This is a genomic window from Pseudomonas cremoris (genome assembly GCF_014230465.1).
Window position 1 is genome coordinate 38,874 of record NZ_JAAXCY010000011.1, and the last position, 14,146, is coordinate 53,019.

The 14,146-nt window shown below is 60.3% G+C and carries 10 protein-coding genes; 6 read left to right on the forward strand and 4 right to left on the reverse strand.

Features of this window, described 5'->3' with window-relative positions:
• The first annotated feature begins 115 nt into the window (after positions 1-115).
• From HF257_RS24805 to HF257_RS24830, 6 genes are all read left to right on the forward strand, one after another.
• The gene (locus tag HF257_RS24805) at positions 116-1,282 is read left to right on the forward strand and encodes an efflux RND transporter periplasmic adaptor subunit (RefSeq protein ID WP_185708415.1); all 1,167 of its coding nucleotides are present in this window, start codon (positions 116-118) and stop codon (positions 1,280-1,282) included.
• The gene (locus HF257_RS24810) at positions 1,279-4,374 is read left to right on the forward strand and encodes a multidrug efflux RND transporter permease subunit (RefSeq protein WP_185708414.1); all 3,096 of its coding nucleotides are present in this window, start codon (positions 1,279-1,281) and stop codon (positions 4,372-4,374) included. Before HF257_RS24805 ends, HF257_RS24810 begins: the two co-directional genes overlap by 4 nt.
• 9 nt (positions 4,375-4,383) lie before the next feature.
• Positions 4,384-5,076: a heavy metal response regulator transcription factor gene (locus HF257_RS24815; protein WP_185708413.1), complete on the forward strand. Its 693-nt coding sequence runs from the start codon at positions 4,384-4,386 to the stop codon at positions 5,074-5,076.
• Positions 5,066-6,430, forward strand: coding sequence for a heavy metal sensor histidine kinase (locus HF257_RS24820; RefSeq protein ID WP_185708412.1), 1,365 nt, complete (start codon positions 5,066-5,068; stop codon positions 6,428-6,430). Before HF257_RS24815 ends, HF257_RS24820 begins: the two co-directional genes overlap by 11 nt.
• A gap of 283 nt (positions 6,431-6,713) precedes the next feature.
• Positions 6,714-8,036, forward strand: coding sequence for an OprD family porin (locus HF257_RS24825; protein ID WP_185708411.1), 1,323 nt, complete (start codon positions 6,714-6,716; stop codon positions 8,034-8,036).
• 86 nt (positions 8,037-8,122) lie between these two features.
• Entirely contained in the window at positions 8,123-9,610 is a 1,488-nt protein-coding gene (locus HF257_RS24830; protein ID WP_185708410.1) for a sensor domain-containing diguanylate cyclase, read from the forward strand.
• 89 nt (positions 9,611-9,699) lie between these two features.
• Here HF257_RS24830 and lpxC read toward each other — a convergent pair whose 3' ends face one another.
• The 4 genes from lpxC to HF257_RS24850 form a co-directional block, all read right to left on the reverse strand.
• Positions 9,700-10,611 (reverse strand): UDP-3-O-acyl-N-acetylglucosamine deacetylase, encoded by a 912-nt coding sequence (gene lpxC / locus HF257_RS24835; RefSeq protein ID WP_003171886.1) that lies wholly within the window; start codon positions 10,609-10,611, stop codon positions 9,700-9,702.
• 112 nt (positions 10,612-10,723) lie between these two features.
• Positions 10,724-11,929, reverse strand: a complete 1,206-nt coding sequence (ftsZ, locus tag HF257_RS24840; RefSeq protein WP_017138180.1) for a cell division protein FtsZ — start codon at positions 11,927-11,929, stop codon at positions 10,724-10,726.
• Positions 11,930-11,994: 65 nt separating this feature from the next.
• Positions 11,995-13,257, reverse strand: a complete 1,263-nt coding sequence (gene ftsA / locus HF257_RS24845; protein WP_185708409.1) for a cell division protein FtsA — start codon at positions 13,255-13,257, stop codon at positions 11,995-11,997.
• Between the two features lie 15 nt (positions 13,258-13,272).
• Positions 13,273-14,142 carry a cell division protein FtsQ/DivIB gene (locus HF257_RS24850; RefSeq protein ID WP_185708408.1) on the reverse strand — a complete coding sequence of 290 codons (870 nt, stop codon included), beginning with the start codon at positions 14,140-14,142 and terminating at the stop codon, positions 13,273-13,275.
• Positions 14,143-14,146: the final 4 nt, after the last annotated feature.

The window sequence follows — 14,146 nt, forward strand, 5'->3', positions numbered from 1 at the left end:
ACGAATGGTCAGGGCTAACTGACGCCGCTGTCAGATAGCGGTCACTTTGTTGACCGGGTTCACACGCTATAAGTACGCCTCATTCTTCCCACCTTTTGTCCCGGCGCCCGACAGCATGCACATTCAACGCAAAACCGCCTTGATCGTAGGCGCCCTCGTAATAGTGGCCCTTGCAGCCTGGGTTTTCACCCGGCCCGCCAAGACCAAACTGGTCGCATCGACAGCCGTGCCAGTGCGCGTGATCAAGGTGGTGGAGCAAGACCTGCCGCGTTATCTCAGCGGCATCGGTTCAGTGCTGTCGCTGCACAGTGTGGTGATCCGCCCGCAGATCGACGGCGTCCTCACTAAATTGCTGGTCAAGGAAGGGCAACTGGTCAAGGCCGGCGACCTGCTGGCAACTATCGACGACCGCTCGATTCGCGCCAGCCTCGACCAGGCCAAGGCGCAACTGGGCGAAAGCCAGGCGCAGTTGCAAGTGGCGCAGGTCAACCTCAAACGGTACAAAGAACTGAGTGTGGATGACGGTGTGTCGAAGCAGACCTACGACCAGCAACAAGCCTTGGTCAACCAGTTGAAAGCAACCGTGCAAGGCAATCAGGCCGCGATCGATTCGGCCCAGGTTCAGCTTTCCTACACGCAAATTCGCTCGCCGGTGACGGGTCGCGTCGGCATTCGCACGGTGGACGAAGGCAACTTCCTGCGCATGAGCGACACCCAAGGTTTGTTCTCGGTGACCCAGATCGACCCCATCGCAGTCGAGTTCTCCCTGCCCCAGCAGATGCTGCCGACCCTCCAGGGCCTGATCGCCGCCGAGTATCCGGCCAGCGTCGACGCTTTCCTTGGGGCCGATACCGAAGGTGAGCACAGCGAGCTACTGGGTGAAGGCCGCCTGAGCCTGATCGACAACCAGATCAACAGCACCACCGGCACCATTCGCGCCAAGGCCGAGTTCCGCAACAGCGCGCAGAAGCTCTGGCCGGGCCAACTGGTGACGATCAAGATCCAGACTGCCCTCGACCGTAACGCCTTGGCCGTACCGCCGACTGTGGTGCAACGGGGTCTGGACTCGCATTTCGTGTACCGCGTCAACGGCGACAAGGTGGACATCGTGCCGGTGCAAGTGGTGTACCAGGATAGCGAACGCAATATCCTCAAGGGCGTCCAGGCCGGTGACGTGCTGGTCAGCGATGGTCAGTCGCGACTCAAGGCTGGTGCCCAGGTCGAGATTCTCAAAGAGCCGCCCCAAGCGATCCAGACCGCTGACGTCAAGGTGCAGCCATGACGGCGCGGGGGTCGGTTTCTGCCTGGTGCATCGACCGCCCGGTCGCCACCTTGCTGCTCACCTTCGCCCTGGTGTTGTTGGGGCTGATTGCCTTCCCCAAATTGCCTATCGCCCCACTGCCGGAAGCCGAATTCCCGACGATCCAGGTCACCGCGCAGTTACCCGGCGCCAGCCCCGACACCATGGCATCGTCGGTGGCCACTCCGTTGGAGGTGCAATTCAGTGCCATCCCCGGCATGACCCAAATGACGTCCAGCAGCGCCTTGGGCTCAAGCCTGCTGACCCTGCAGTTCACCCTCGACAAGAGCATCGACACCGCCGCGCAGGAAGTTCAGGCCGCCATCAACACCGCGGCCGGCAAACTGCCCAGCGATATGCCAAGCCTGCCGACCTGGCGCAAGGTCAACCCGGCCGACAGCCCGGTGCTGATCGTCAGCGTCAGCTCCAACGACATGCCCGGCACCGAATTGAGTGACTTGGTGGAAACCCTGCTGGCCCGGCAAATCAGCCAGATCGATGGCGTTGGCCAGATCAACATCACCGGCCAGCAGCGCCCCGCGATCCGCGTGCAGGCCTCGCCCGACAAACTGGCCGCCATCGGCCTGACCCTGGCCGACGTCCGCCTGGCGATCCAGCAATCGAGCCTCAACCTCGCCAAGGGCGCACTGTACGGCCAGAACAGCGTGTCGACCCTCGCGACCAACGACCAACTGTTTCACCCGGATGAATACGGCGACCTGATCATTTCCTACAAGAACGGCGCACCGGTGCAACTGCGCGATGTGGCCAAAGTGGTCAACGGCTCGGAAAACGCCTACGTCCAGGCGTGGGCGGGCGACACTCCCGGCGTCAACTTGGTGATCACCCGCCAGCCCGGCGCCAACATCGTCGAAACAGTAGAACGCATCCAGGCCGAAATGCCGCGCCTGGAAGCCATGCTACCGGCCTCGGTCCAGGTCAGCGTGTTGATGGACCGCACCACCACCATCCGCGCCTCGTTGCACGAAGTGGAAATGACCCTGCTGATCGCCGTTCTGTTGGTGATCGGCGTCATGGCGATTTTCCTGCGCCAATGGTCGGCCACTCTCATTGTGTCGAGCGTGCTGGGTGTGTCGTTGATCGCCAGCTTTGCCTTGATGTACGTGATGGGCTTCAGCCTGAATAACCTGACCCTCGTGGCCATTGTTGTTGCTGTGGGGTTTGTGGTGGATGACGCAATCGTCGTGGTGGAGAACATCCATCGCCATCTGGAAACCGGCCTGGACAAGCGCGAGGCCGCCATCAAAGGCGCCAGTGAGATTGGCTTTACCGTGGTATCCATCAGTGTGTCGCTAGTGGCGGCCTTCATTCCGTTGCTGTTCATGGGCGGTGTAGTCGGCAGGCTGTTCAAGGAGTTTGCCTTGACTGCTACCTCGACCATCCTGATCTCCGTCGTGGTGTCCCTGACACTTGCACCGACCCTGGCGGCGCTGTTCATGAAAGCGCCGAGCCATCGGCCCCATGACAACCCCGGCTTTGGCGAACGCTTGCTGGCAGGCTACGAAAAATACCTGCGCCGCGCCCTCGCCCACCCACGTACGATGGCCGGCATCTTCTTGCTGACCCTGGGCCTGGCCGTGGCCGGTTATGTGTTTATCCCCAAGGGGTTTTTCCCGGTACAGGACACCGGCTTCGTCCTCGGTACCAGCGAGGCGGCGGCGGACGTGTCCTATCCAGACATGGTCGCCAAGCACAAGGCACTGGCCGAAATTATGAAGGCTGACCCCGCCGTGCGGGCGTTCTCCCACTCTGTAGGCGTGACCGGCAGCAACCAGACCATCGCCAACGGCCGCTTCTGGATCTCCCTGGTGGACCGGGGTGACAGGGACGTCTCCGCCAGCCAATTCATCGACCGCATCCGACCCAAGCTGGCCGCTGTGCCGGGGATTGTCCTGTACCTGCGCGCCGGCCAGGATATCAACCTCAGCTCCGGCCCCAGCCGCAGCCAATACCAATATGTGCTCAAGAGTAACGACGGTGCGACGCTGAACACCTGGACCCAGCGCCTGACCGAAAAACTGCGCGCCATTCCAGCGTTCCGCGATATATCCAACGACCTGCAACTGGGCGGCAGCATTACCCAGATCACCATCGACCGCCGTGCCGCCGCACGCTTCGGCCTGACCGCCACCGACGTTGACCAAGCGCTGTACGACGCGTTCGGCCAACGCCAGGTCAATGAGTTCCAGACCGAAATAAACCAGTATCAAGTGGTGCTGGAACTGGATACCCGCCAGCGCGGCAAGGCCGAGAGCCTGAACTACTTCTACCTGCGCTCACCGCTGACCAATGAAATGGTGCCGCTGTCGGCACTGGCCAAGGTCGACGCACCCACGGTCGGGCCGCTGTCCATCAGTCATGACGGCATGTTCCCGGCCGCCAACCTGTCGTTCAACCTGGCGCCCGGCGTGGCGCTGGGGGATGCGGTGATTCTGCTCAACCAGGCCAAGAACGAGATCGGCATGCCGTCCTCGATCATCGGCAACTTCCAGGGTGCGGCCCAGGCCTTCCAGAGTTCGCTCGCCAGTCAGCCGTGGTTGATCCTTGCGGCGCTGGTGGCGGTCTACATTATTCTTGGCGTGCTGTATGAGAGCTTTGTGCACCCACTGACCATCATCTCGACCCTACCTTCGGCAGGCTTGGGCGCGCTGATCATGCTGTGGCTGCTGGGCCAGGACTTCTCGATCATGGCGTTGATCGGCCTGGTGCTGTTGATCGGCATCGTCAAGAAGAACGGCATCCTGCTGATCGACTTTGCCTTGGAGGCGCAGCGCACGCGAGGGTTGACGCCTCAGGATGCGATTTTCGAAGCGTGTATCACACGGTTCCGCCCGATCATCATGACGTCCTTGGCCGCCCTGCTCGGCGCCCTGCCGCTGATGCTCGGTTACGGCGCCGGCGCCGAACTGCGCCAGCCGCTGGGCATCGCGGTTGTCGGCGGTTTGCTGGTGAGTCAGGCACTGACGCTGTTCACCACACCGGTCATATACTTGTACCTTGAGAAGTTCTTCCACCGGCCCAAACCAACGCCTGCGTTGGCGACCACACACTGAGGCGGGGTCATGCGCGTCCTGATTATTGAAGATGAAGAAAAAACCGCAGACTACCTGCATCGCGGCCTGACGGAACAAGGCTACACCGTCGATGTAACCCGAGAAGGCGTCGAAGGCCTGCACCAGGCATTGGAGAACGACTACGCGGTGATCGTGCTCGACGTGATGCTGCCGGGCCTGGACGGCTTCGGCGTGTTGCGTGCCTTGCGTGCACGCAAGCAGACGCCAGTGATCATGCTCACCGCCCGCGAGCGTGTCGAAGACCGCGTTCGTGGCTTGCGTGAAGGTGCCGATGATTATTTGGGCAAGCCATTTTCGTTCCTGGAACTGGTGGCGCGCCTGCAAGCCCTGACCCGCCGTAGCGGTGGCCATGAGCCGGTGCAGGTGACCGTCGCCGACTTGTGGATCGACCTCATCAGCCGCAAAGCCAGCCGCAACGGCCTGCGCCTGGACCTGACGGCCAAGGAGTTCTCGCTGCTCAGCGTGTTGGCGCGACGCCAGGGTGAAATCCTGTCCAAGACCGCCATTGCGGAAATGGTCTGGGACATCAATTTCGACAGCGACGCCAACGTGGTGGAAGTGGCGATCAAGCGCCTGCGTGCCAAGCTCGATGGGCCTTTCGAACAAAAGCTGCTGCACACCATTCGCGGCATGGGCTATGTGCTGGAGAGCCGTATGCAGGAGAATCCAAGTGGTGGCTAACTCCATCGCCCTGCGCCTGAGCGGCATGTTCACCTTGGTGGCATTGCTGATCTTCATGTTGATCGGCGGTGCGCTGTACCAGCAGGTGGACCAGAGCCTCGGGGCGTTGCCGGGGGCCGAACTGGATGCTCGTTATAGCGTGCTGGAATCTTCAGTAGGCCGCTTTGGCACGCCCGATCACTGGGCGAAAATCACCGCCAAACTCAAGCTGCTCAGTGAAGAAGACCAGCGCATCCGTTTCTGGGTCATCAGCGGCGACCCGCTCTACGAATACGGCAACCCCGATGCGCAAATCCGTACCTTTGCCCAGGGAGGCACAGGTAAGCGCGATTTGCATCTGCCAGGCCACGATCATCCGCTAAAGGCACTGGTGAGCCAGTTCCCGGCCAAGGACCAGCGGCCGCCATTGCGCTTCATCATTGCCATCGACACAGAAAACTTCCACGCCACCCAACATCATTTGCTGATGGCCCTGATCGGCCTGGCGTTTGTCGGCGTGGTGCTCGCCGCGCTGTTGGGGTTCTGGGTCTCGCGTATCGGCCTCAAGCCGTTGGGCAAATTGTCGGATGAAGCACAGAAGCTCACACCGCCAAAACTCTCTGGGCGCCTGCATCTGTCGCGGCTCCCCCCGGAGCTGAGCCAGTTCGTCAACTCGTTCAACGCCACCCTCGACCGCGTCGAACAGGCTTATTCGCGCCTGGAGTCGTTCAACGCCGACGTGGCCCACGAACTGCGTTCGCCTTTGACCAACCTGATCGGCCAGACCCAGGTGGCCCTCACCCGCGGGCGTTCAGCCGAGCATTATTTCGAGGTGTTGCAATCCAACCTCGAAGAGCTGGAACGGCTGCGCTTGATCATCAACGACATGCTGTTCCTCGCCAGTGCCGACCAAGGCAGCAAAGCCACCAAACTGATTCAAAGCTCACTGGCCGATGAGGTGGCGACCACCCTCGACTACTTGGACTTCATTCTTGAAGACGCACAAGTCCGGGTGCGGGTGCATGGCGACGCCCAAGTCCAGATCGAAAAAGCCCACCTGCGTCGCGCACTGATCAACTTGTTAAGCAACGCCGTACAACACACCGCGCCTGGGCGGGTCATCGAAGTGAACATTGAGGTGCTGGAGCATCAAGTATTCATTGGCGTCACCAACCCCGGCGAGGCGATTGCTAGTGAACACCTGCCGCGTTTGTTCGAACGCTTCTATCGAGTGGATGCATCGCGCAGCAACAGCGGGGCGAACCACGGCCTCGGGCTGGCCATCGTCAAGGCGATTGCGTTGATGCACGGCGGTGATGTGTTTGTGCGCAGTGAGCACGGCGGCAATACATTTGGCATTACCTTGCCCGTGTAGCCCCAAGACACCTCGGCGCCTCTAACTGTTGCGGTTTGGGCAACAGTCATTATCTTATTACACTCTGTATCGTACCGCTCGCCTGCGTTAATTTGACGCATCGATGAGCGCGACGGCAAAGGCAGTCCCCGCTTACCCGAATTTCCCTCGACTTTTTTCCAGGGCTCTATACTGGGAATCTGTCTTAAAGCCGCTGACTTCAGCGGCTTTTTTTTGCCGTAAAAAAGGCCAGGCACACCCCCACGACATTGGCCGTTTTCGATTGACCAAAGGAGCTCCACCGGTGAAGAACTCGCTGACGTTCACCCCGCTATTCCTAGCGATTGCAGCAACGATCGCCCCCCTTGCCCACGCGGCAGACTCCACCCCCACCGACGGCTTCGTCGAAGGCTCGCACCTCACCCTCAACACCCGCAACTACTACATGAACCGCGACCGTCGCGATATCCACACCGATGACAGCAAGGAATGGGGCCAGGGTTTTCTCGGCACCTTCGAATCCGGCTACACCCAAGGCACCGTTGGTTTCGGCCTGGACATAAACGCAATGCTAGGTCTGAAGCTTGACGGCGGTGGTGGTACCGACGGTTCCAGTATCCTTCCGTACGGCAGTGGCAACGGCAAGGCGCCAGGTTCGTTTTCCACAGTGGGCGGCACCTTGAAAATGCGCGCGTTCGATACCGAGTTAAAGGCCGGCGACCTGTTTCTCAACAACCCGGTGATCGCCGGCGGCATGACGCGCATGCTGCCGCAGACATTCCGTGGCGTCAGCCTGACCAATCACAGCCTCGACGGTTGGATGTTCGAAGGCGGCCAAGCCAGCTTTACAAAGCTCTACAACCAAAGCGGCCACCGGCGCATCGGCACCAGCTATGGCACCCTGCCGCCCAATACCGACAGCCAGCACATGAACTGGGCAGGCGTGTCGTTCAGCGGTATTCCTGGCCTGACCAGCAACCTCTACGCGTCCGAACTCAAGGACGTATGGCATCAGTACTACTACGACCTGGACTACACATACGCGCTGAATGACCTGGTCAGCCTCAACCCGGGCCTGCACTACTACCACACCCAGGACACCGGCCAATCGCTGCTGGGGAACATCGACAACAACACCTACAGCCTGCATTTCACCGTGGGCGTGGGCAACCACAGCGTCACCGCCGCCTACCAGCGGGTCAACGGCAACACGCCATTCGACTACATCGCCCAGGGCGACAGCGTGTACCTGGACAACTCCCAGCAGTACTCCGACTTCAACGGCCCCAACGAGCGCTCGTGGAAACTCAAATACGCCTATGACTTCGCAGGGCTCGGCATGCCTGGCCTGACCTCGGCGGTGTCGTATATCAGCGGCAAGACCGACCTGACCAAAGTCGACCCGCAAAGCCGTGGCTACAGCAGCTGGTACAGCGCTGACGGCAAAGACGCCAAGCACTGGGAACGGGACATCGACTTGAAATACGTGGTGCAAGGCGGCAAGGCCAAGGACCTGGCCGTGCGCCTGCAATGGGCTACCAATCGGGGCAGCAACGGGTACTCGGCAGTCGATCGGGACGTGGATGAGTACCGCGTGATTATCGACTACCCGATCAACGTGTTCTGAGCCCTGGATCTTTCTTTGCCACGCCTCATTTAATTTTCATCGCGTAGAACTAAACTGCCAGTATTCTCACCGCTGAAGTTTGCCCGATGAGTCAACCCCACTCCCGCCACCGGCGCTCACGCCCAGAACTTTTTTTGATTCTGGGCAGTAGCCTCACTGTCGTCTTGATCATGGTGATCGTCGCTGCGCTGTTGATTCGCGAACACGCCAGTACCCTGCAGACTGCCCAGCGCTCGACCACCAACATTACCCAACTGATCAATGCCGATGTGCTGCGCAACGTCGAGCTCTATGACCTAGCACTGCAAGGGCTGATCAGCGCGACGACGCGCAGGGATTTATCCTTGGTGCCCCCGGACATCCAGCATCTGGTGCAGTTTGACCAGTCCATCGCCGCGCCCTTCAAAGGCGAAGTGCTGTTGCTGGACGCCAACGGCGCGGTGATTGCCGACTCTTCGACCTTGTGGCCGACGCCGCGCAACTTCGCCAACCGCGATTATTTCCAGGCCCATCTGAACAATCCCCAAGCAGGGCTGTTTATCAGTCGCCCGTTCAAGATCCGCTGCGCGTGCGATCAAGTCTGGCGTATTGCATTCAGCCGCCGGGTTTCCGGGCCCAATGGTGAGTTTGCCGGGGTAGCCGTCGCAACGATGCGGCTGGCGTACTTCGACCAATTGTTCAACCGCCTGACCATCGGCAATGGCAGCACCGTCAACCTGCTGAACACCCAAGGCATTCTCCTGGCCCAGCAGCCGTTGTCCGAGCGCGACATGATCGACAAGGACCTGAGCGACCGCCCTAACTTCAAACGCATGCTGCTTGAAGGCGAAGGTAGCTTTCAGGCGATCTCCTCCATTACCGGGCAAGAACGCCTGTATACCTTCAGCAACGTCGGTGAGTTGCCGCTGATAGTGGTCGTGGCCCTGGCCAGTGATGATGTGTTTGCCCCCTGGAACCGTGCCGCACTGCTCACCAGCGGCGCCACCGGCGTGCTGTGCATTGGCCTGCTATGGCTGACCTGGATGTTGCGCCGAGAGCTGCGGCGTCGCTATCGCACCGAACGCGTGCTGTCAGAACTGGCAGCCACCGACGCCCTGACCGGCCTTGCCAACCGTCGCGTACTCGACGAACGCCTGCGCCTGGAATGGGACCGTGCCCAGCGTTCAGCTGATCCGTTGACGCTGCTGATGATCGACGTGGACCACTTCAAGTCATTCAACGACCGCCATGGCCATCACGGCGGCGATGAGGCATTGCGTAGCGTTGCTCAGGTGATTAGCACCAATATCCGCCGCCCCGCCGATCTGGCGGCGCGTTATGGCGGCGAAGAGTTCGCCGTGGTACTGCCGCACACCGACGCCAAGGGCGCGCTGGTGATTGCCGAACATATCCGCAGCAGCATCGAGCATTTGCCCCGTATGGCGGGGGATGAGCGGCCGATTACCGTGAGTATTGGAATGAGCACCTGGGACAAGCGCAGCCGCATGTCATTGGAAGCGTTGCTGTTGAGCGCGGATCAAGCTCTGTACGAGGCCAAGCATACGGGACGGAATCGGATTGTGGAGTCCGAATGATCGTTCCCACGCTCTGCGTGGGAACGAGCAGGCATAAAAAAAGGCCACCCGAAGGTAGCCTTCCAAAACTAAAGAAAGAGAGTTGTTACTTACACCGCCGCAACGGGACGCATGTAAGAGATCGGTGCGGTGCTGGCATCTTCGAAGGTCACGACTTCCCAAGCGTCTGTCTGCTCAATCAACTTGCGCAGCAGCTGGTTGTTAAGGGCGTGGCCCGACTTGAAGCCTTTGAACTCGCCTATCAGGCTATTGCCCAGCAGGTAGAGGTCACCGATTGCATCGAGGATCTTGTGCTTCACGAATTCGTCTTCGTAGCGAAGGCCGTCTTCGTTCAGTACACCATCCGCGTCGACCACAATGGCGTTTTCAACGCTGCCGCCGAGTGCGAGGTTGTGCTTGCGCAGGTACTCGATGTCACTCATGAAGCCAAAGGTACGGGCGCGGCTGACTTCTTTTACAAACGAAGTGCTTGAAAAATCCACGCTTGCACTTTGGGTGCGGTCACGGAATACCGGGTGATCGAAATCGATCTCAAAGCTCACTTTAAAACCTTCGAACGGGACGAAGGTGGCGCGCTTGTCGCCGTCTTCTACTGTCACTTCCCGCAGAATGCGAATGAACTTCTTGGCTGCGTCCTGTTCTTCCAGGCCGGCAGATTGAATCAGGAATACGAAAGGTCCAGCGCTGCCATCCATGATAGGGACTTCGGACGCGGAGAGCTCGACGTAGGCGTTATCGATGCCCAGGCCAGCCATGGCCGAGAGCAAGTGCTCCACCGTGTCCACTTTGACGTCACCGTTGACCAATGTGGTCGACATCGTGGTTTCGCCAACGTTTTCCGCGCGAGCAGGAATCTGCACCACAGGGTCCAGGTCGGCACGAACAAACACGATGCCGGTGTCGACAGGTGCAGGTTTGAGGGTCAGGTATACCTTCTCCCCGGAGTGCAGACCTACACCTGTGGCACGGATAATATTCTTCAGGGTGCGTTGTTTAATCATGGCTTGGACCGCTTGAGCGCAAATTGCGAACTGGTATCAACAAAGGCTGGCGATAATAGCAGACCAGACCTTTGCTGAACACCAATCACCTTCATAGCCCTGATACATTCCATCAATCGGCCTGACGACGCAGGAATGCCGGGATGTCCAGGTAGTCCAGATCATCTTGCGGATTCGGGCTACGGGACGCCGCAGCACCGGCCTGAGCCTGGTTGCGCATCACGGTCGGACGGTCCAGGTCACGGTAGTTAACAGACGGCAGTTCCTGGCGCGCAGGCGCTGGAGCGGCAGCTTGCTGGCTGGCGTGGCTGTTATGGCCAGTGTGAACGGTGTTGTCGATAACCTTCACAGGCTTCTCGATTTTCGCGCCCAGGCCGGTAGCTACCACGGTTACATGCAGTTCGTCGCGCATATCCGGGTCGATAACGGTACCGACTTTGACCATGGCGTGCTCGGAAGCGAAGGCTTCGATGATGCTACCCACGTCGGAGTACTCACCCAGGGACAGGTCAGGACCGGCGGTGATGTTCACCAGGATGCCGCGTGCGCCTTGCAGGTTCACGTCTTCCAGCAACGGGTTGCGGATGGCCGCTTCGGTGGCTTCACGCGCACGGTTCGGACCGCTGGCGCAGCCAGTGCCCATCATTGCCATGCCCATTTCGCTCATGACAGTACGTACGTCGGCAAAGTCGACGTTGATCATGCCTGGGCGCTTGATGATGTCGGAGATACCGCGAACGGCACCGGCCAGTACATCGTCAGCCTTGGCGAATGCGGACAGCAGGCTTGCGTCCTTGCCCAGGATGGTCAGCAGCTTCTCGTTGGGAATGGTGATCAACGAGTCGACGCTTTCAGACAGCAGACGGATACCTTCGTCGGCGATCTGCATGCGCTTGCGGCCTTCGAACGGGAACGGACGGGTTACAACAGCAACCGTCAGAATGCCCATTTCCTTGGCCACTTCGGCAATGATCGGTGCAGCACCGGTACCGGTACCGCCGCCCATGCCGGTGGTGATGAACACCATGTTGGTGCCTTGCAGCACTTCGGCAATACGCTCGCGGTCTTCCAGTGCGGCTTGACGGCCGACTTCCGGGTTGGCGCCAGCGCCAAGGCCCTTGGTCACGGCGGTGCCCAATTGCAGGATGGTCCGCGCGCCGATGCTTTTCAGCGCCTGGGCATCAGTGTTGGCGCAGATGAATTCAACGCCTTCAATGTTGCTCTTGACCATGTGGTTGACAGCGTTGCCGCCGCCACCGCCGACACCGATTACTTTAATAACCGGGCTTGCGGGGATGTTGTCTACGAGTTCGAACATGTTCCCTCTCCTTTCATTTCTCTAGTTTTTTCGCCTACTGCTTACAACGGTGCTGCGGTAAATCTTTAGAAATTGCCTTTTACCCAAGCCTGCAACCGCTCGAACAACGGCGCTTTCGCTTCGTCATCGTTGCGGTAGCTGTCACGGATGCTTGGGCCCGACAGGGAAATGCCGTCGGTCTGCTTTTGCAGTCCGTACAACAGCAAGCCCACACCGGTGGAATAAATCGGGTTGCGGACCACGTCGCCCAGGCCTTTCACGCCATGGGGCACGCCCAGGCGAACCGGCATGTGGAAGATTTCCTCGGCGAGTTCGACCGCGCCTTCCATCTTCGAAGTACCGCCGGTCAGCACGATGCCGGCCGGGATCAAATCTTCGTAGCCGCTGCGACGCAGTTCCGCCTGGATCAGGGTGAACAGTTCGTCGTAACGCGGCTCGACCACTTCGGCCAGCGCCTGGCGCGACAGTTCGCGCGGTGGACGGTCGCCCACGCTTGGCACCTTGATGGTCTCGCCGGCACCGGCCAGCTTGGCCAGGGCGCAGGCGTAGCGGATCTTGATTTCTTCGGCGTACTGGGTCGGTGTCCGCAGCGCCATGGCGATGTCGTTGGTCACCTGGTCGCCGGCAATCGGGATCACGGCGGTGTGACGGATCGCACCTTCGGTGAAGATCGCGATGTCGGTGGTGCCGCCGCCGATGTCCACCAGGCACACGCCCAGTTCTTTTTCGTCGTCGGTCAGTACCGAGTAGGCCGAGGCCAACTGCTCAAGAATGATGTCGTCGATTTCCAGGCCACAGCGGCGCACACATTTCTCAATGTTCTGTGCAGCGTTGACCGCGCAGGTCACCACGTGGACCTTGGCTTCCAGGCGTACACCCGACATGCCCAGCGGCTCGCGAACGCCTTCCTGGTTATCGATCACGTAGTCCTGCGGCAGGGTGTGCAATACGCGCTGGTCAGCCGGAATCGCAACGGCCTGGGCAGCGTCGAGTACGCGCTCAAGGTCGGCCGAGCTGACTTCACGGTCGCGGATCGCCACGATGCCGTGGGAGTTCAGGCTGCGGATATGGTTGCCGGCCACGCCGACGAACGCCGAGTGAATCCGGCAACCGGCCATCAGCTGCGCTTCTTCGATAGCGCGCTGGATCGATTGCACGGTGGACTCGATGTTCACCACCACGCCCTTCTTCAGGCCCCGGGACGGATGCGTGCCAATACCGACGATCTCGATCACGCCGTCTTCACCGACCTCGCCCACCAGCGCCACCACCTTGGAGGTGCCGATATCGAGACCGACGATCATTTTGCCGCTTTGCACGTTTGCCATGGGTCCTGCCTCTTCTTAATTCTTCGCGACAGCGGGTTGCGCTGCCGTGGGCGCAGCCGGTTCACGCCAGCCGACGGCAAGGCCGTTGGCGTAACGCAGGTCGACGCTCGCAATGTTCGTAATCTGTTCTTTCAAGGTCTTGTCGTAGATGGCAATGAAGCGGCGCATCTTTTCCACCAAGCGGTCGCGTCCCAGCAACAACTGGATGCCCGGGCCGGAACTGCCTGCCCCGGTCGTCAAAAACCAGCTACCCCGTTCACGCAGTTCCAGGCGTGCAATGGAGAAGCCCATAGGCCGCAGCATCTGGCTCAAGGCCTGGTACTGCTGCATCACTTGCTGCTGCGCCCGCTGCGGCCCGAACAGCTGCGGCAGGTGCTCGTAGTTGGCCAGCTCACGCGGGGTGAACGCCTGGCCCTGGTTGTTCAACAGCGCTTCGTCACCCCAACGGGCCACGGGCAGTTGTTCTTCCAGGCGGATCGTCACCTGGTCCGGCCAGACGCGGCGGACTTCGGCGTGGGCGATCCACGGCATTTGCTCCAGCTCCGAGCGCATACCCGCCAAGTCGATGGTGAAGAAGCTCGCCGCCAAATACGGGCCGATACGCTGCTGCACCGCTTGCTGGCTGATGTAGCTCAAGTCGCCCTGCACGCTGATCTTGGTGATCGGCCGATCGGCATAGGGCAACAGACGCTGCGCGCCTTCGTAGGTTCCAAAGCCCAACACCACCAGCAGCACCGGCCAGAACAGCGCCTTGAGGAAACCAAAGTTGGCTTTCGGCAAGCGCACCGACATCGGCTCTTTAGCCACCATTCGGCTGGCACCCCGGGGCACCGGCTTGCGACCGGGTGCTTGTGAGGGCTGATGACGAAGCGATGCGCCGTTCATGTTC